The sequence below is a fragment of the Kitasatospora sp. NPDC001095 genome (genome assembly GCF_053598615.1).
Genome location: NZ_JBSFKQ010000022.1, coordinates 21,323 through 37,332 on the forward strand (window position 1 = coordinate 21,323; position 16,010 = coordinate 37,332).

A 16,010-nucleotide genomic window follows, 5' to 3' on the forward strand; every position below is an offset into this window, starting at 1 on the left:
TGGGTCGGGTCACGCGGGGGCGAACAGGGCCGACGGGTCCAGCACCGCCACCGGCCGCACGCCGCCGACGGGCCGGCCGCCGCCGGTCGCCGGCTCCCCCGCGAACCCGGCCAGTAGCCGGGGGTCGACTCCCGCCAGCGCCAAGGCGGCCGCCGCCACCGGGATGCGCGCCCGGTTCGCCCCGTCGGCGATCTTCAGGGCGACGGCGCGGCCGTCCGGCAGCGCTGCGATCTGGACGCCCTCGAAGCCGTCCTTGGCGAGCAGCCCGGGTACCGCGCGCATCAGCACGGCCACGTCCCGCCCCGCACCGGAGGCCATCTCCGGGTGGGTGCGCAGCGCGTCCGCCACCCGGAATTCAGGGGTCCCGGGCGCGCCGGTGGCGATGCGCGCGGCCGCGCGGGCCAGGCCGTGCAGGGAGACGGCGAACAGGGGGGTGCCGCAGCCGTCCACGGTGGCGCGCGCGATGCGCTGGCCGGTGAGGTCCTCCACGACTTCCGCGATCATCCGCTGGAGCGGGTGCTCAGGGGCGTCGTAGTCCTGCAGCGGCCATCCGTTGAGCTTGCAGAGGTGGAGCATCGCGGCGTGCTTGCCGGAGCAGTTCTGGGCGAGCCGGGAGGGCGGGCGGTCCTCCCGGATCCAGGTGTCGCGGACGGCCGGGTCGTACGGCAGGTCGGGGACGTTGCGCAGGTCGTCCTCGGTGAGGCCGGCAAGTGCCAGGATCCGCCGGGCACCGGCGAGGTGGCGTTCCTCGCCGGAATGGCTGCCCATGGCGAGGGCGAGTAGTTCGCCGTCGAGCGGCAGTCCCGCCCGGACCATGGCGACGGCCTGGACGGGCTTGAGGGCCGATCGCGGGTAGCACGCGGCCTCCGCGTCGCCGAGGTGGAACCGGACCTCGCCGTCGCCACCGAGGACGACGACGGAACCGTAGTGGGTGCTCTCGACCACGCCGCCCCGGGTGACGTGGGCGACGGGCGTGTGGCGGGGCTCGCGGACCGCGGGCGCGTCCGCGAGGGGGCTGGTGAGCATGACTGCCTCGATCGGTGATTGGCGTGGGGCTGGTGACCTGTGTGCCTGGAGGCGGCGGGCCCGGGCGGACGAGCGGTGGGTACGCGGGGTCCCCCGGGCCGCCCGGGTTCAGTCGTCGGCTCCGGCGGCGGCGCGCGCGATGCGCCCGCGGATCGCGTACCAGCCGGCGACGAGTGCCGCAGCGATGAGCGGTACGCACAGCACGGTGGTGCGTCCGGCGCCGCCGTCGGCGTACATGAGGACCAGGACGGCAGCGAGGAAGGCCAGCGTCACGAGTTCGGTCCAGGGCGAGCCGGGCAGGCGGTAGCCGGGGCGGGTCAGTTCGCCGGCCGTGGTCTTCCGCCAGAACAGGAGGTGGCAGACCATGATCATGCCCCAGGTGGCGATGATGCCGATGGCCGCGAGGTTGAGCACGATCTCGAACGCGTCGGCGGGGACCACGAAGTTGAGGCCGACACCGAGGACGCACATGCCGCTGGTGAGCAGGATGCCGCCGTAGGGCACCTGGGTGCGGCTCATCCGTGCGGTGAAACGCGGGGCCGATCCGTTGACGGCCATGGAGCGCAGGATGCGGCCGGTGGAGTAGAGGCCGGAGTTGAGCGAGGACATCGCCGCGGTGAGGACGACCAGGTTCATCACACTGTCCGCCGCCGGGACACCGATGTGGGAGAGCACCGTCACGAAGGGACTCTGGCCGGAGGTGTACTTGTTCCACGGCATCAGCATCGACAGCAGCAGGACCGAGCCGACGTAGAACAGGCCCACGCGCCACATGATCGAGTTGATCGCCTTCGGCATGATCTTCTCGGGGTTCTCGGTCTCCCCGGCCGTCACGCCGACCAGTTCGACGGAGGCGTAGGCGAAGACGACGCCCTGGATGATCAGCAGCATCGGCAGCAGGCCGTTGGGGAAGATCCCGCCGTTGTCGGCGATCAGGGACGGGCCGGGTACGACGCCGTCGACCGGGTGCCGGGTGACGAGCAGGAAGATCCCGATGCCCATGAAGACGACCAGGGCGCCGACCTTGACGATGGCGAACCAGAACTCCAGTTCGCCGAAGATCCGCACCGAGATGAGGTTCACGGTGAGGACCACGGCCAGGGCTATGAGAGCGATCACCCACTGCGGGACGTCGGAGAACAGGTGCCAGTAGTGGGTGTACGTGGCGACGGCGGTGATGTCGGCGATGCCGGTGGTCGCCCAGTTGAGGAAGTACATCCAGCCCGCGGTGTACGCGCCCTTCTCGCCCAGGAACTCCCGGGCGTACGAGACGAAGGCGCCGGAGGACGGGCGGTACAGCACGAGCTCGCCGAGCGCGCGCACCACGAGGAAGGCGAAGACGCCGCAGACGGCGTACGCGACGAACAGGGAGGGCCCGGCGTCGGCGAGCCGTCCGCCCGCGCCGAGGAACAGGCCGGTGCCGATGGCACCGCCGATGGCGATCATGTTGACGTGCCGGGGCTTCAGGGACTTGCTGTAGCCGGTGTCACCGGCGTCGACGTGACGGGTCGTGGGGCGCTTCTCGTCGTTGAGGAACTGCTCGCTCACGCCTCGGCTCTGCCTTCTCTTGAGGTGTCCGCGCGCTGGGGGCGCACGATGTCGGTGAGGGTGGCCTCCACGCGGTGGAGGCGGTGGGACATCGCCACGTGCCGGCACACCTCCAGGAGATCGCCGGCCGCGTAGTCGCCGGGGTCGGGGCGCAGCGGCGTCAAGACACCGGGGTCGACGGAGCGGACTCCGGTGTACCCCGCCGGATGCGCACCTCGCTCTCGGCGACGCGACCCGGAGCGGGGTTCGGGGTCGACTTGGCGGCGGCCACCAGGGCGTGCACCACGGCCGAATCGAAAGCCACTTCGGGGTGCCACTGCACGCCGACCGCGAAGCGGTGCCGGGTGCTCTCGATCGCCTCGATGGTGCCGTCCGCCGTGCGGGCGCCCACGATCAAGCCGGCCCCGAGGGAGTCCACCGCCTGATGATGGTGCGTGGCGACCTGGCGGGTCCCCGGGATGAGTGCGCCGATCCGCGTCCCCGGCACCGTGGTGACGGCATGGGGGGAGAAGTGGCCGCCGTGCAGGTTGTGCCCGTGGTGACCCACCGTTTCGGGGAGGTGCTGGATCAGGGTGCCGCCGGCGTGCACGTTCATCAACTGCATTCCCCGGCACACTCCGAGCACCGGTATGTCACGCGCGAGAGCCTCGGCCAGCACCGCCCACTCCCACTGGTCGCGCTCGCGGACCGGCGGTCCCGTGCACGGATGCGGCCGCGCCCCGTACAGCGCGGGGTCCACGTCCTCGCCGCTGGTCAGGACGATCGCGTCCAGGCGCGCGACGACATCGGCCGCGGCTTCCGGCGCGTCCGGCGGCAGCAGGACCACGCGGCCGCCCGCCGCCTGGAGACAGCTGATGTACGCCGCGGGCAGCAGCGCGGCGGGCAGCTCCCACTCCCCCCACTGAGCGTCGGCGAGGTAGGTGGTCAGTCCGATGAGTGGTTTGGGCATACCACTTCCTTTCAGGGGCGGGAGTCGATCGTCGACGGCCGTCTCCTCCGCAGCCCACCCACCCGACGGACGCGGGTCAGGAATGCTGCGGAAGAGGGGGTGCACGGCGCCGCGGGCGCACGAAAGCGCCCGACGAGGGAGGTGGTGGGTCGCGGACCCGGGGGGCGGAGGCTTGCGCATCCGGGCCGCGAGCAAGAATCCTGCTGCCGTTCATGCTTAAGCACAAGAAAAGACATCTTCGCGACAGATAAGTGAGCCTTAACTCCGTGCAGAGACTCGACCCCCGGTTGCTCGCCACCCTCGAAGCCGTGGTCCGCCACCGCTCCTTCAACGCCGCCGCACGCGAGCTGGGTTACAGCGCGCCCGCCGTCTCGCAACAGATCGCCGAACTCGAACGCCGCACCGGTCTCATCCTGATCGAGCGCCGCCCCGTACGCGCCACCCCGGCCGGCACGGTCCTCCTCGACGCCGAACAGCGCGTCCGAAGCGCACTGGCGGCGGCCTCCGTGGAACTCGACGCCATGCGTGCGGGCACTGCCGGACGGATCAGGCTCGGCGCCTTCGCCTCGGCCGCCGCCGGCATCGTCCCGCAGGCGTTGGCAGAGCTTCACGCGGCCTATCCCGGTGTGGAGGTCAGCCTCTCCCAAGTGGAGCCCGAAGCCGGCTACAGCCGACTCAAGCGGGGAGACATGGACCTGGCCCTCAGTTACGACTACGACTTCATCCCGGTGCCACCGCCCCGGACGCTGCGCCGAACGCTGGTCGCACGGGACCCGGTCGTGGCGGTGGTCCCGGCCGACCACCACCTCGCCCACCGGGACGTCATCGACCTGGCCGGCCTCGCGGCCGAGACCTGGATAGCGGCTCCGGAGGCCGCGTTGCGCCTGGAACTGCTCGCTCAGATGGCCAAGACACCGGGCTTCCAGGCCCGCCTGGAATACGACGGCGACGACTTCAACACCGTGCTCGGCTTCGTGGCCGCGGGCCTGTGCGTCGCCGTCATGCCGCGGCTGGCCCTCCCCCCGGGCAGCACCCAGGTGGTGGCGCGCCCCCTCGCAGGACCGGAGTTGACGCGCTTCATCTACACCGTCCGCATCGACACCCGGCACGCCCCACGCGCCCTCCTGGACCTGGAACGCATGCTCGCCGCGCAGGCACTGACCGCCCTCTCATGAGGCGGGGACCATGCCCCGACGAGTTCGGACCCGAACGTCGCCGGCCCGCCTGCGGGCCGGGCCCTCCGGGCAGCCTCTCACCCCTCCGGTCGGACACTCCGGTCGGCGGTGAGCCGCTCCCGCCACTCGGCCACGGCGACGGGGGACATCGCCGCGAGACGGGCGATCACCTCGTCGTCCCGCCCGTCGGTCCAGCTGAGGACCCGGGTCAGGACGGTGTTCCGGACCAGGCGGACCTCCTTGAGCAACTCCTCCAAGCGCTTCAGCTCCTCCCCGGTGGCGGAAAGCGTGTCATCGACCGCCGCCCTTTCCTCGGCCCGCTGTTGCCGCAGGTAGGCCGCCAGGCCGGTGAGGACCACACCGTCGTCGGCCGCGGCGCTGCGGAACGTCTCGGCGAGGTGGTCCAACACCCAGTCAGTGGCGTCGGCGAGACTCGCTCCCACGACCTTCGCGTCCTCCCAACTGCTCCGTCCGGCATCGCTGGTCCGCAGCCAGAGCCCGGCTTCGACCGGGGCGCGGTCGCCGCAAGCGGCCGCGCGGTAGGCGTACAGAGCCGCACGGTGACCGTAGAAGGTGTAGCCCTCCTCGATCCGGACGCCCGCCGGAGTGCACATGCGTCCCGGAACGCCGCCGTAGCCGGAATCGGGTTCGTACGTGGCGTAGGTGTCCAGCTCGGCGTCGGTAGCCGTCGCCCAATCCGGATCGCAAAGCTCCGGATTCCGGGCGAGGAAGTCCGCCACTTCCACCCGCCATCCGGGAACGGGGCTCATGCGGGGCTCGGACCAGGCCACCGTGCCCGTCGCGTCGAACGTGTAGAGGCAGGCCTGTTCGAGATCGGTCCAGGCCGTGGCAGCCTCGGCGGACCACTCCAGATCCCCGGCCGGGCCCACACGGTGCAGCGAGCCGATCACCCGCTGGACCACGGGCAGGATCCGTCGGACCAGTGCGTAGAGCTCCTCCGCGCTGAAGAAGCGCCAGGTATCGGCGCCCTGCTCGTCGACAGTGCGGTGGGTGAGCAGGAGCGCGAACACGGCCGGGGAAGGCAGAGCGCCATCGCCGGCCGCGGCCCGGCGGTGCCCCGGAAGCCAGGGGGCGGTGCCCTCGTCCTGGGTTCGCCAGTCGGTGTCCCCGAACCAAACGGCACCGGTGGCGGCGTCGACGGCGAGCCACTGCTGGTAGCCGTTGCCCGGCCCGAACCGTTCCCGGTCGTGCTCGGCCCGCTGGTCGTGCCACACGTATTCCGCTGGGGGCGGATTGAGTTGGACGGCGACGAAACCGTCCTGCGGGGTGTACCCGACAACGACATGTGCAGTCGGTTTGCTGTTCTCGGTCCCGGACATGCGACTCCCTCCGCGCCGGACAGTGGCGGATCCGCCACTGTGCGGCACCGAGCCTGCCCTGTGGGAGCTGTTGCGATCAAATCCGATCACTTGTGGACTTGTCGCCCAAGGAAAGTCCGCCCACGTGCGAACGCGACGGGGCTGACGACAGGCGATCGTGGAACGCTGCCCGCCGGGTCCCGGAACCTTCGGACCGGTCGACCAACAGGCGGCGCTGCGCTGGGGGCGCGCCGGGATCCGCTCCGGATGACCGCCCGTTGAAGAGCCAACCGCGGCGGTCGGAGAGGCCAGTTGGGCGCACGCGCTATGACTCACCTGTCCGGCGAGAGAGTGAGGTGGATCGGCGAGGAGGTAGCTGAAATGCCGTCAGTTTCACTTGTGGCGACCGTCTGACGGTTGGCCGCAACGGGGCCAACTCCCTTTGGCGACACGTTTGGTGACTGGGCGTCGGTCGAGACGGACCAGCCGTTACCGAGACTTCGCGCGGGCCGGAGCAGGTCGCGGGCAACGTCGCGGTCAGAATCGGATGGGGAGGTGGCGGGGGCCGCGGAGCATGGCGGCGTGCCGGTAGGGGGGTGGGTCCTGGAGGAGGGTTGCGCTGGTGAGGCGGGGGATCAGTGCGCCGAGCGCGGCCTGGGCTTCGATACGGGCGAGGGGTGCGCCGTAGCACAGGTGGACGCCGCCGCCGAAGCCGAGGTGCTGGTTGTCCGGGCGGGTGGGGTCGAACCGGTCGGGATCGTGGAACCGCTTGGGGTCGCGGTTGCCGGAGGCCAGCGCGAGCACGACGGAGGTGCCCTTGGGGAGGGTGGTGCCGGCGATGTCCACGTCGGCGAGGGGGATGCGTTGCCGCATGTGGACCGGGGGCTCGTAGCGCAGCAGCTCCTCTACCGCGGCCGGTAGCAGGTCGGGTTCGCGGCGCAGCCGGTCCAGTTGGTCGGGGTGGCGCAGCAGGGTGAGGACTCCGTTGGTGATGAGGTTGACGGTGGTTTCGTGTCCGGCGATGAGGAGCAGTACGGCGGTTTCCGCGAGTTCCTCGTGGGTGAGCCGCATGGCCGGGTCGGGTTCGTTGATGTAGGCGGAGAGCATGTCGTCGGTGGGGTGGCCGCGGCGTTGTTCGGCGAGGTTCACCAGGTACTGGCCCATCTCGATCCGCGCCTGCTCACCGGCCCGGTCCCGCTCGGCGGAGGACTCCTCGTCGGGTCTGACGTCGGCGGAGGCGACGATCGCGTCGGACCATTGCCGGAACTGCGGTTCGTCTTCCTGGGGGACGCCGAGCAGTCGGCAGATGGCGGTGACGGGCAGCGGGTAGGCGAAGTCGTCGACGATGTCGATCGGGGTGCGGTCCTGGAGGTTCTGGAGCAGTTCTTCGGTGATTTCGGTGATCTGGCCGCGCATGGCGTCGACGCGGCCGGCGCTGTGCGGCGGGCCGAACGGCCGCATGGCCAGACCGCGCAGTCTGTGGTGCTCGGGGTCGTCGAGCCGTAGGAACGGCGGCTTCGGCGCCCCCTCGGGCGGGGTGGCGAGGCTGCGGGGATCGGCGCTGATGCGTGGGTCGTGGAGGAGCGCGGTGATCTCGTGGTAGGTGCCGACCAGGTAGCTGCCGTCCGCCTGCCGCACGACGGGACCGGCTTCGCGCAGTTCCGTGTAGAGCGGGTAGGGGTCGGGGCGGTTGGCGTAGTTGGTGATCCGTTCCAGGAGGGTGTCGGCGGCGGCCATGGGGTGGGGCTCCTCGTGGTTGGGCGGGGTGGTGGGTCAGGTGGGCTGGACCAGGGTCAGTCGGCGGTCGGGCAGGTGGCCGGTGAGCGCGACGGTCGGGCCGTGGGAGAGCCCCTTCGGATCCGGCACGTCGGAGGGGAGCGGGAGCTCGGCCGCGAGCGGGCGGTCGGACGCGCCGGGCGCGGGTGGGAAGGGGGCGGCGGTCTCGATCAGGTGCGCGTAGTAGTCGAGTGACTTGGCCATGTCGACGGTGACCGCGGCGGTGACCCGGCCCTGGTAGCCGTAGACCATCGCCAGGCGACGCTCCTCCAGCTTGCCCTGGGCGATGACCACGTGGTCGGAGAAGGTGGGCACGCCCACGGACTTGATGTTGAGCCCGAACTGGGTCGACCAGAACGTCGGGAGGGCAAGGTGCGGGCGGCGCAGAGGGCCGGGACTGACCATGTTGTGGGCGGCCACCTCGGCCTGCGCGACCGCGTTGCCCCAGTGTTCCAGGGAGAGCATCTGGTAGCCGAACAGTGGGTGGGGGAACCGGGAGACGTCACCGGCCACGAAGACGTCGTCGGTGACGATGCCGTACATGTTGAAGGCCCGGCACCCGGCGTCGCAGGCGATCCCGCGCGGGCCCGCCGCCAGTCCGGAGTCCGCCAGCCACTCGACGTTGCGGACCGCCCCCAGGGCCGCCACGCACACGTCCGCCTCCACACGGCTGCCGTCGGACAGGTCCGCACCGGTGAACCGGCCGTTCCCGTTGCCCCTCAGGGCGGTGACGGTCACCCCGCAGCGCAGGTCCACCCCGTGGTTGCGATGCATGGCGGCCGCGAGTTTCGACAAGGTGCCGCCGAGCGCGCCCACCAGGGGGGCGGGGCCACGTTCGGTGACCGTGACGTCGAGACCGCGTTCCCGGCAGGCCGAGGCGATCTCCGAACCGGTGAAGCCCCCGCCGATCACCAGTACCCGCCGCGGCCCCGCTGCCAGCCGCTCGGCCAGCCCGGCGGCGTCCTCGCGGGTACGCAGCGTGAACACTCCGTCCAGGGCGGCCTCCGCCACCTTGGGCCAGGGCCTGGCCCGGGTGCCGGTGGCGATCAGCAGCCGGTCGAACGGCAGCGAATCGCCGTCGGCCAGCAGCACCCGCTTCCCGAGAGGGTCCAGGCCGGTGGCACGGACCCCGAGCCGCCAGTCGGCGTCCGGGTCCCGGCGCATCGGCAGGGCGGTGGAGTCCGCCGCGACCTTGCCGAGCAGGACCTGCTTGGACAGCGGCGGCCGGTCGTAGGGCGGATGGGGCTCGTCCCCGACCACGGTCAGGGAGCCGGTGAAGCCCTCCTCGCGCAGCGCCTCGGCGGCCCGCAACCCGGCCAGCGACGCGCCGACGATGACGATCCGGCCTTCTCGAAGGTCAGCGGCCATCGGGGCTCACCTCCTTGCCGAGGAGGATGGCCTGGACCGGGCACGCCGCCGCGGCCTGGCGCACGCGATCCAGCTGGTCGTCGGGAACGGCCGGGGCGTACAGCAGCCCCTCCTCCCCGTGCAGCTGGAACACCTCCGGCGCGAGGAACACGCACTGCGCGTAGCCCTGGCAGCGTGTGAGGTCCACAACGATCTGCATCCCATGACTCCCTCCGTCACCCCCTCCGTTCCAGAGTGGGGGATGGACCGGACCTTCGCATGGCTACGGGCCATCCGCGGCGAGAAGGGCCGGGGAGCGGAGAACGCCGGCCGATCATCCGGCGCGTCCTGGCGGTGACGTCGCCCCGGACCGCGACCGGCTGAAACGAAGCCGGCCCGGCTCCCGGCTGTCGAGCGGCCGGGAGCCGGGCGGAAGGCCGGGCCTGCGAGGTCATCGGGGCAGGGGGCTGATGCGGGCAGGACCCGCGACGACCGTCGCCCCGTGCGGCTGCTCCGGACGGGTGACCGGTGGCCGAGCGGCTGGTGTTTGCGGGGCCGGCGTGCGGACCGGTCGGCCATGGCGGTCAAAGGGCGTCGGTCAGGCGGTGGTGGGCGTCGATGACGCGGGCGAGTTGCTCGGCGGCGGCCGGGTCGTCACAGACCAGGCCCCAGAGCGCCTCGTCCACGGCTTCGGCGGTCTGCGCGGTCATGGCGCGCAGACCGCGGCTGACTGGGGTGCCGCGCGGTGGGTCCCGGGAAGGAGCCCGTGGTTCCGCGCGGCACCCGACCCTGTCACTTTCCGTGGGTTCCAGGCCCGAGGGCCAAGGTCGGGCCTGGAAATTCGTGGCCTGCGCCGTTCGGCGCAGGGTCTCGGGTCGGGGCGCCGCGCGGGCGGCCGAAGGGTGTTCCGCCCGCGCGGCACCGTTTCCCTTTGGGGGACCAGGTCCGACGGGTGGTCAGGCCTGGAGTGCCTTGCGGCCGCTGCCGCCGCTGATCTGGATCTTGCGGGGCTTGGCGGTCTCGGCGACCGGGATGGTGAGGGTGAGTACGCCGGCCTCGTAGGCGGCGGTGATGTGCTCGGCGTCGAGGGCGTCGCCGAGGAACAGTTGCCGGGAGAAGACTCCGAGTGGGCGTTCGGAGAGCTGGACCTCGGCGTTGCCGCCGCGCTGCGTGGGGCGGCGCTCGGCCTTGACGGTGAGCACGTTCTTCTCGACGTCCAGGTCGATCGCGTCCGGGCTGATGCCGGGAAGGTCGAACTGGACGTAGAACGTGTCGCCGTCGCGCCAGGCGTCCATCGGCATCGCGGACGGGCGCGACCAGGTGCCGGCCGTGCCGAACAACTGCTGGGTGAGTCGGTCCAGCTCGCGGAACGGGTCAGTGCGCATCAACATCGTCGAATACCTCCTCGTCGAATCAACGGGCGACTTCGACGCGCTCACACATCCCTCCTGGTATGTCACCTTCTCGGCGACTCATCCCAAATGTCGCTGGATGGATGACAGAGTGGATGGTCAGGCGTCCTGGGGCCGGGCCCCGGTGTCAGTGGCCTTCAGGGCCCGCGCTGGTTCACGCCGCCGCGGCGACAACGGCCTGGCTGCTCTCCTCGGGCGACTGGCCGGCCTCACTGGCCCGGACGGTGATCTTGCGGGGCCGGTGAGCCGGGGCGACGGGGGCGGTGAGGGTCAGGACGCCGTCCTGCAGGTGGGCCGCGATGCGGCTCGGGTCGAGGCTGTCGGCCAGCTGGATCCGGCGCTCGAACACCCCGTGGGTCCGCTCGGCGAGCCGGGTGCGCGCGCCCTCGCCGCGCGGGGTGGGACGGCGTTCGGCCTTCACGGTCACCATCCGGCCCAGCACGTCGACGTCGATCGCCTCCAGTGCGACACCGGGCAGGTCGAGTGCGATCACGAAGCGCTCGTCCTCGCGCCAGGCGTCCATCGGAATCGGGGCCGGCCGCGACCAGGACCCGGGGGGCGCCTGGTGGGTCACCGCAGTGGGCATGGACATCGTCGGAACACCTCCGGTCCAGAAGGTCTTGTTCGCACCGGTGCGGCGCGACACGAACCGTTGTAACATGTCGTCCAGGTGATGACAAACACCCAGTCAGCGAAAGAGTGACGACATGGATACGCAGGACACCGGCGCGGCCGGGGTGGGGCCGGCCTCGTTCCTGGCCGCCGCCGCCGCGCTGGGCATGATGGACGCCGCCGCCCGCACCGCCCGCCACGCACCCCCGGACGACGCGGGCCAGAGCGACCCGCACCCTGCCCTGTCCGCGCTCTTGATGCTGCGCCACCTTCGCGAGGAACTCGCCGGCTGGGAGACCGGTCTGATCGAGACGGCCCGCGGCGCCGGCGCCACCTGGGCCGACCTCGCCGAACCGATGGGCGTCCAGAGCCGCCAGGCCGCCGAGCGCCGCTACCTGCGCATGCGCCCGAACGCCGATGCCGGCACCGAGGCGGGCAGCACCGGCGAGCAGCGTGTCCAGGCCACCCGCGACCAGCGTGCCGCCGACCGCGCGGTGACGACCTGGGCCCGCGACAACGCCGCGGACCTGCGCCGCCTCGCCGGACAGATCGGCGCCCTGGACGACCTCACCGCCTCGGCGGCCCCTGCCGTGGAACGCCTGCTGGACGCGCTCGGTCACGACGACCCCGCCCGCCTGCTCGCCCCGCTCGCCGAGACCCGGCCCCTCCTGGAGGCGGACCACCCGGCGATCGCCGACCGCCTCGACGAACTCACCGCCCGAACCGAACAGCTTCGTGCCGAGAGCGACCGGCTGCGCCGCACACCCCAGGCCGGCCCGTGAGCACCCCGGCCGCGGCCCTGCCGGGCTGCGGCCCGCATGTCAGCGGACCTGTTCACCGTCGTAAAGCCTGCCCGGCCCGCGAGGTGCGAGTCGAGAGGCCCTGAGGCCCTCGACGTGAAGACCACTCCCCGTGACGGCGCCGCGTCGTCCGTGACCTTTCCCCTACCCGCACATGAAGGAGACGCCTCCCGTGGCCAGCCCGACCGAGACGCTGGAGTTCCAGGCGGAGACCCGCCAGCTGCTGCAGCTGGTGATCCACTCGATCTACTCGAACAAGGACATCTTCCTGCGCGAGCTGATCTCCAACGCCTCCGACGCCCTCGACAAACTCCGCCTGGAATCCCTCACCGACAGCGGCCTCGCAGTCGACACCTCCGACCTGCACATCACGCTGGACGTCGACCGGGACGCCCGGACCCTGACGGTGCGTGACAACGGCATCGGCATGACCCGCGAGGACGTCGTCGACCTGATCGGCACCATCGCCAAGTCCGGCACCGCGAGTCTGCTGGCCAAGATCAAGGAGGCCAAGGACGCGGACGCGGCGCAGAGCCTGATCGGCCAGTTCGGCGTCGGCTTCTACTCCGCGTTCATGGTCGCCGACAAGGTCACTCTGCGGACCCGCCGGGCCGGCACCGAGCAGGGCACCGTGTGGGAGTCCGACGGTGAGGGCACCTACACCATCGCGCAGGCCGACGATCTGCCGGTCGGCACCTCGGTCACGCTGCACCTCAAGCCGGCGGACGGCGAGGACGGGCTCGGCGACTACCTCGCGGCGTGGAAGATCCGCCAGATCGTCAAGCGGTACTCGGACTTCATCCGCTGGCCCATCCGCATGGCCGCCGAGCCCGTCGAGCCCGTCGAGGCGGGCGCCGAATCCGCCACGGACGAGAAGGCCGTCGTCGTGCCGGAGACGCTGAACTCGATGAAGGCGCTGTGGGCCCGTCCCCGCAGCGAGGTGACCGAGGCCGAGTACCACGACTTCTACCAGCAGATCAGCCACGACTGGCAGGCCCCGGCCGAGACCATCCACATGCGCGCCGAGGGCACCTTCGAGTACGAGGCGCTGCTGTTCATCCCCGCCCACGCCCCGTTCGACCTGTTCTCCCGTGACACCAAGCGGGGCGTGCAGCTGTACGTCAAGCGCGTGTTCATCATGGACGACTGCGACGCGCTGATGCCGAACTACCTGCGGTTCGTCAAGGGCGTCGTCGACGCCCACGACCTGTCGCTGAACGTCTCCCGCGAGATCCTGCAGCACGACCGCCAGATCACCGCCGTGCGCCGACGCCTCGTCAAGAAGGTCCTCGGCGCCCTCAAGGACATGCAGGCCGGCAGGTCCGACACCTACACCAAGCTGTGGGAGCAGTTCGGCCGGGTGATCAAGGAAGGCCTGATCGAGGACCGCGACAACACCGACGCGCTGCTGGAGCTGGTCTCGGCGGCCTCGACCAACGACCCGGAGAAGGCGACCACGCTGCGCGAGTACGTCGCGCGGATGAAGGACGGCCAGGACACCATCTACTACCTGACCGGCGAGAGTCGCCAGATGGTGGAGAACTCCCCGCACATGGAGGCCTTCACCGCCAAGGGCTACGAGGTCCTGATCCTCACCGACCCCGTCGACGAGGTCTGGACGGACCAGATCCCCGCCTTCGACGGCCACCGCTTCCAGTCCATCGCCAAGGGCCAGGTCGACCTCGACGGCGATGCCGACAGCGACGCCGGCGACGAGGCGAAGGCGGAGAAGGCCCAGCGCGAGCAGGACTTCGCCGCCCTCCTCGGCTGGCTCCAGAACGCCCTGGCCGACCACGTCAAGCAGGTCCGCCTCTCCACCCGGCTCACCACCTCCGCCGCCTGCCTGGTCGGCGACGCCCACGACCTGACCCCCACCCTGGAGAAGATGTACCGGGCCATGGGCCAGGAACTCCCGCCCGTCAAGCGGATCCTGGAACTCAACCCCACCCACCCCCTCATCACCGCCCTGCACCAGGCACACGCGGCGAACGCCGACGACCCCGCGCTCGCCGACACCGCCGAACTCGTCCACGGCAGCGCCCTGCTCGCCGAAGGCGGCGACCTGCCCGACCCGGCCCGCTTCACCCGTCTCCTGACCGACCGCCTCACCCACACCCTCTAACCCCTGCAGGTGCGGCCGGCCGCGGCTGACAGAGCCCGGCCGGCCGCACTCCCACGCCGCTTGGCCAGACCCGCCCGCCAGCGGGCGGGCGCGCACCGGCCCGGGGCCGGGCTGCATCACCCTTGGCAGGAGTGCGGCCCGCAGCACCGCTTCCCTCACCCGTTTCGGCAGCCGGGGACGGAAGCCGGCCACCGCCGACAGCCACCCGACCGACCGAGGACATCCGCGCGTGTACGAGTACACCGACCGCAAGAACCGCACCCTGGCCGACCGGATCAACGCCGCCGCCGAGCGCCGTCCGGACCACGGCACCGAGCAGGACAAGGTCACCGCGACCGCTCTGCTGGCCGACATGCTCCACGCCGCGGCCCAGCACGGCATCACCCTCGAGGCCTTCGACTGGGTCGCCGACCTGCCCGGCACCTGCTACCGCGCCATCGTCAGGCACCGCACCCTGGCCGACCGGATCAATGCCGCCGCCGAGCGCCGTCCGGACCACGGCACCGAGCAGGACAAGATCGCCGCGACCGCTCTGCTGGCCGACATGCTCCACGCCGCGGCCCAGCACGGCATCACCCTCGACACCTTCGACTGGGTCACCGATCTGCCCGGCACCTGCTACCGCGCCGTCCTGCGGCACCGCGAGCTCACCGACCGCGTCAACGAGGCCGCCGAGCGCCGCACCACTCCCGGCACGGAGGAGCAGAAAGCCGCAGCGACCGCTCTGCTGGCCGACATGCTCCACGCCGCGGCCAGGCACGGCATCACCCTCGACACCTTCGACTGGGTCACCGACCTGCCCGGACACTGCTACGCCGCCGTCGTCTCCCCTCTGCGCGCGCGGGCCACCCGGTGGGCCACGGCCAGCTGAACACGACGGGCCGGTGCCGGGAGTCTGACCGGCGGCCGGGAGGATGGTCCTGAAGCGGCGGCCCTCACTCGCGCCATCGGTGCCTCGGAGCGCGCGCGATGGTGGCAGCGCCGCGGTACGCGGCCCGGCGTCAGCCTTCCACCAGGTCGGCGAGGCCGAAAAGGTCGATCACCCGGGCGACGAGCGGGGCCCGCACATCCGTGACCTTCAGGACGACGCCTTCCTCCTGCGCCTGGTGACGGAGCCGTTCCAGGGCGTGCGCGCCCGAGCAGTCGCAGAATCTCACCTGCGCGAAGTCGAGGTCGATGCGCCTGGGCCGGTTCGCCAGGAACTCCTTGACGCGGCTCTCCAGCTCGGCGGCGGTGGCGAGGTCGATCTCGCCCGTGATCGCGATGGTGACCTGGCCGTCCCACCGGGAGACGGCGGTGCGGAAGTCGTTGCCGTTCACAGCCATGGCTCCACCTCCCACAGCCGGTGCACCATCCACTCCCAGAAGTCGCCCCACTCCCAGAGGTCGCCGGCATCCCGCGCCCACGTCGACGCACCTGGCGGTGCGGTCCGCACGGGGCCCACTCGAACGAGCGGTTCGGTTCCTCGCGGCATCGCTCCGACGAGGGGAGTCGGCGCGGTGCGCGCAGGCCCCGCCCCACCGGTTTTCCGGACGACTCGTACGGGCACCCGTCGGCCGGCGGTCGGGGGAGGGGCCGAGGCGCGGGCGGTCCCCGGGTGGGGCCGGGCGGTCTCGCGTTCGGCGTCGTAGGCGGCTCGCAGCTCGGGATCGTGCAGGACCTCGTAGGCGGCGACCACCGCGCCGAGTCGCTCCGCCGATCCCGGTTCGACGGGGCGGGTGTCCGGGTGCAGCAGCCGGACCAGGGTGCGATAGGCCGAGGTGACCTGCCGCGCGGACGCCGTGGGTTCCACTCCCAGCACCGCGTAGTGATCGCGTCGGTCTCGCGATCCCGTCATGGCGGACCACCTCCCGGGCGACCGGCGACCCCGGCAAACCTCCTCATTGACTTGGATAGAACCTTGGCCAACGCTTGTCAAGATGTC

At 71.5% G+C, this 16,010-nt stretch carries 17 protein-coding genes; 4 read left to right on the top strand and 13 right to left on the bottom strand.

The features are described 5' to 3' along the window. Window positions 1-9: 9 nt before the first annotated feature. From ACWDBB_RS19665 to ACWDBB_RS19680, 4 genes are all read right to left on the bottom strand, one after another. The gene (locus ACWDBB_RS19665; RefSeq protein ID WP_449790807.1) at window positions 10-1,026 is read right to left on the bottom strand and encodes an asparaginase; all 1,017 of its coding nucleotides are present in this window, start codon (window positions 1,024-1,026) and stop codon (window positions 10-12) included. 108 nt (window positions 1,027-1,134) lie between these two features. Further along, a complete protein-coding gene (locus ACWDBB_RS19670; RefSeq protein WP_449790808.1) occupies window positions 1,135-2,574 on the bottom strand; it encodes an amino acid permease in 1,440 nt (479 codons plus the stop codon). Beyond that, window positions 2,571-2,738, bottom strand: a complete 168-nt coding sequence (locus ACWDBB_RS19675) for a hypothetical protein (protein ID WP_449790809.1) — start codon at window positions 2,736-2,738, stop codon at window positions 2,571-2,573. The genes ACWDBB_RS19670 and ACWDBB_RS19675 overlap by 4 nt, the downstream gene beginning before the upstream one ends. Next, a complete protein-coding gene (locus ACWDBB_RS19680) occupies window positions 2,735-3,523 on the bottom strand; it encodes a gamma-glutamyl-gamma-aminobutyrate hydrolase family protein (RefSeq protein ID WP_449790810.1) in 789 nt (262 codons plus the stop codon). The genes ACWDBB_RS19675 and ACWDBB_RS19680 overlap by 4 nt, the downstream gene beginning before the upstream one ends. A gap of 266 nt (window positions 3,524-3,789) precedes the next feature. On the opposite strand from ACWDBB_RS19680, the gene ACWDBB_RS19685 reads away from it, so the two are divergent. Continuing rightward, window positions 3,790-4,698, top strand: coding sequence for a LysR substrate-binding domain-containing protein (locus ACWDBB_RS19685; RefSeq protein WP_449790811.1), 909 nt, complete (start codon window positions 3,790-3,792; stop codon window positions 4,696-4,698). A 77-nt stretch (window positions 4,699-4,775) separates the two neighbouring features. Here ACWDBB_RS19685 and ACWDBB_RS19690 read toward each other — a convergent pair whose 3' ends face one another. The 7 genes from ACWDBB_RS19690 to ACWDBB_RS19720 all read right to left on the bottom strand — a co-directional run bounded on the left by ACWDBB_RS19690 (window position 4,776) and on the right by ACWDBB_RS19720 (window position 11,144). After that, window positions 4,776-6,038, bottom strand: coding sequence for a hypothetical protein (locus ACWDBB_RS19690; protein ID WP_449790812.1), 1,263 nt, complete (start codon window positions 6,036-6,038; stop codon window positions 4,776-4,778). Window positions 6,039-6,554: 516 nt separating this feature from the next. Then, a complete protein-coding gene (locus ACWDBB_RS19695; protein ID WP_449790813.1) occupies window positions 6,555-7,754 on the bottom strand; it encodes a cytochrome P450 in 1,200 nt (399 codons plus the stop codon). A 36-nt stretch (window positions 7,755-7,790) separates the two neighbouring features. After that, complete coding sequence (locus ACWDBB_RS19700; RefSeq protein ID WP_449790814.1) at window positions 7,791-9,161, bottom strand: NAD(P)/FAD-dependent oxidoreductase; 1,371 nt, start codon at window positions 9,159-9,161, stop codon at window positions 7,791-7,793. Further along, window positions 9,151-9,360: a ferredoxin gene (locus ACWDBB_RS19705; RefSeq protein WP_449790815.1), complete on the bottom strand. Its 210-nt coding sequence runs from the start codon at window positions 9,358-9,360 to the stop codon at window positions 9,151-9,153. The genes ACWDBB_RS19700 and ACWDBB_RS19705 overlap by 11 nt, the downstream gene beginning before the upstream one ends. Window positions 9,361-9,724: 364 nt before the next feature. Further along, window positions 9,725-9,850 carry a hypothetical protein gene (locus tag ACWDBB_RS19710; RefSeq protein WP_449790816.1) on the bottom strand — a complete coding sequence of 42 codons (126 nt, stop codon included), beginning with the start codon at window positions 9,848-9,850 and terminating at the stop codon, window positions 9,725-9,727. Between the two features lie 246 nt (window positions 9,851-10,096). Beyond that, a complete protein-coding gene (locus ACWDBB_RS19715; RefSeq protein ID WP_449790817.1) occupies window positions 10,097-10,531 on the bottom strand; it encodes an Hsp20/alpha crystallin family protein in 435 nt (144 codons plus the stop codon). Window positions 10,532-10,706: 175 nt separating this feature from the next. Continuing rightward, a complete protein-coding gene (locus ACWDBB_RS19720) occupies window positions 10,707-11,144 on the bottom strand; it encodes an Hsp20/alpha crystallin family protein (protein WP_449790818.1) in 438 nt (145 codons plus the stop codon). Window positions 11,145-11,259: 115 nt separating this feature from the next. On the opposite strand from ACWDBB_RS19720, the gene ACWDBB_RS19725 reads away from it, so the two are divergent. From ACWDBB_RS19725 to ACWDBB_RS19735, 3 genes are all read left to right on the top strand, one after another. Continuing rightward, on the top strand, window positions 11,260-11,946 hold the full coding sequence (locus tag ACWDBB_RS19725) for a type III effector protein (RefSeq protein WP_449790819.1): 687 nt from the start codon (window positions 11,260-11,262) through the stop codon (window positions 11,944-11,946). A gap of 190 nt (window positions 11,947-12,136) precedes the next feature. Then, complete coding sequence (gene htpG / locus ACWDBB_RS19730; protein WP_449790820.1) at window positions 12,137-14,086, top strand: molecular chaperone HtpG; 1,950 nt, start codon at window positions 12,137-12,139, stop codon at window positions 14,084-14,086. Window positions 14,087-14,315: 229 nt separating this feature from the next. Beyond that, the gene (locus ACWDBB_RS19735; protein ID WP_449790821.1) at window positions 14,316-14,957 is read left to right on the top strand and encodes a hypothetical protein; all 642 of its coding nucleotides are present in this window, start codon (window positions 14,316-14,318) and stop codon (window positions 14,955-14,957) included. A gap of 130 nt (window positions 14,958-15,087) precedes the next feature. On the opposite strand, the gene ACWDBB_RS19740 is transcribed toward ACWDBB_RS19735, so the two are convergent. Together ACWDBB_RS19740 and ACWDBB_RS19745 are read right to left on the bottom strand one after the other, a co-directional pair. Continuing rightward, the gene (locus tag ACWDBB_RS19740) at window positions 15,088-15,411 is read right to left on the bottom strand and encodes an STAS domain-containing protein (RefSeq protein ID WP_449790822.1); all 324 of its coding nucleotides are present in this window, start codon (window positions 15,409-15,411) and stop codon (window positions 15,088-15,090) included. Continuing rightward, window positions 15,402-15,923: a J domain-containing protein gene (locus ACWDBB_RS19745; protein WP_449790823.1), complete on the bottom strand. Its 522-nt coding sequence runs from the start codon at window positions 15,921-15,923 to the stop codon at window positions 15,402-15,404. Before ACWDBB_RS19745 ends, ACWDBB_RS19740 begins: the two co-directional genes overlap by 10 nt. Between the last annotated feature and the right edge of the window lie 87 nt (window positions 15,924-16,010).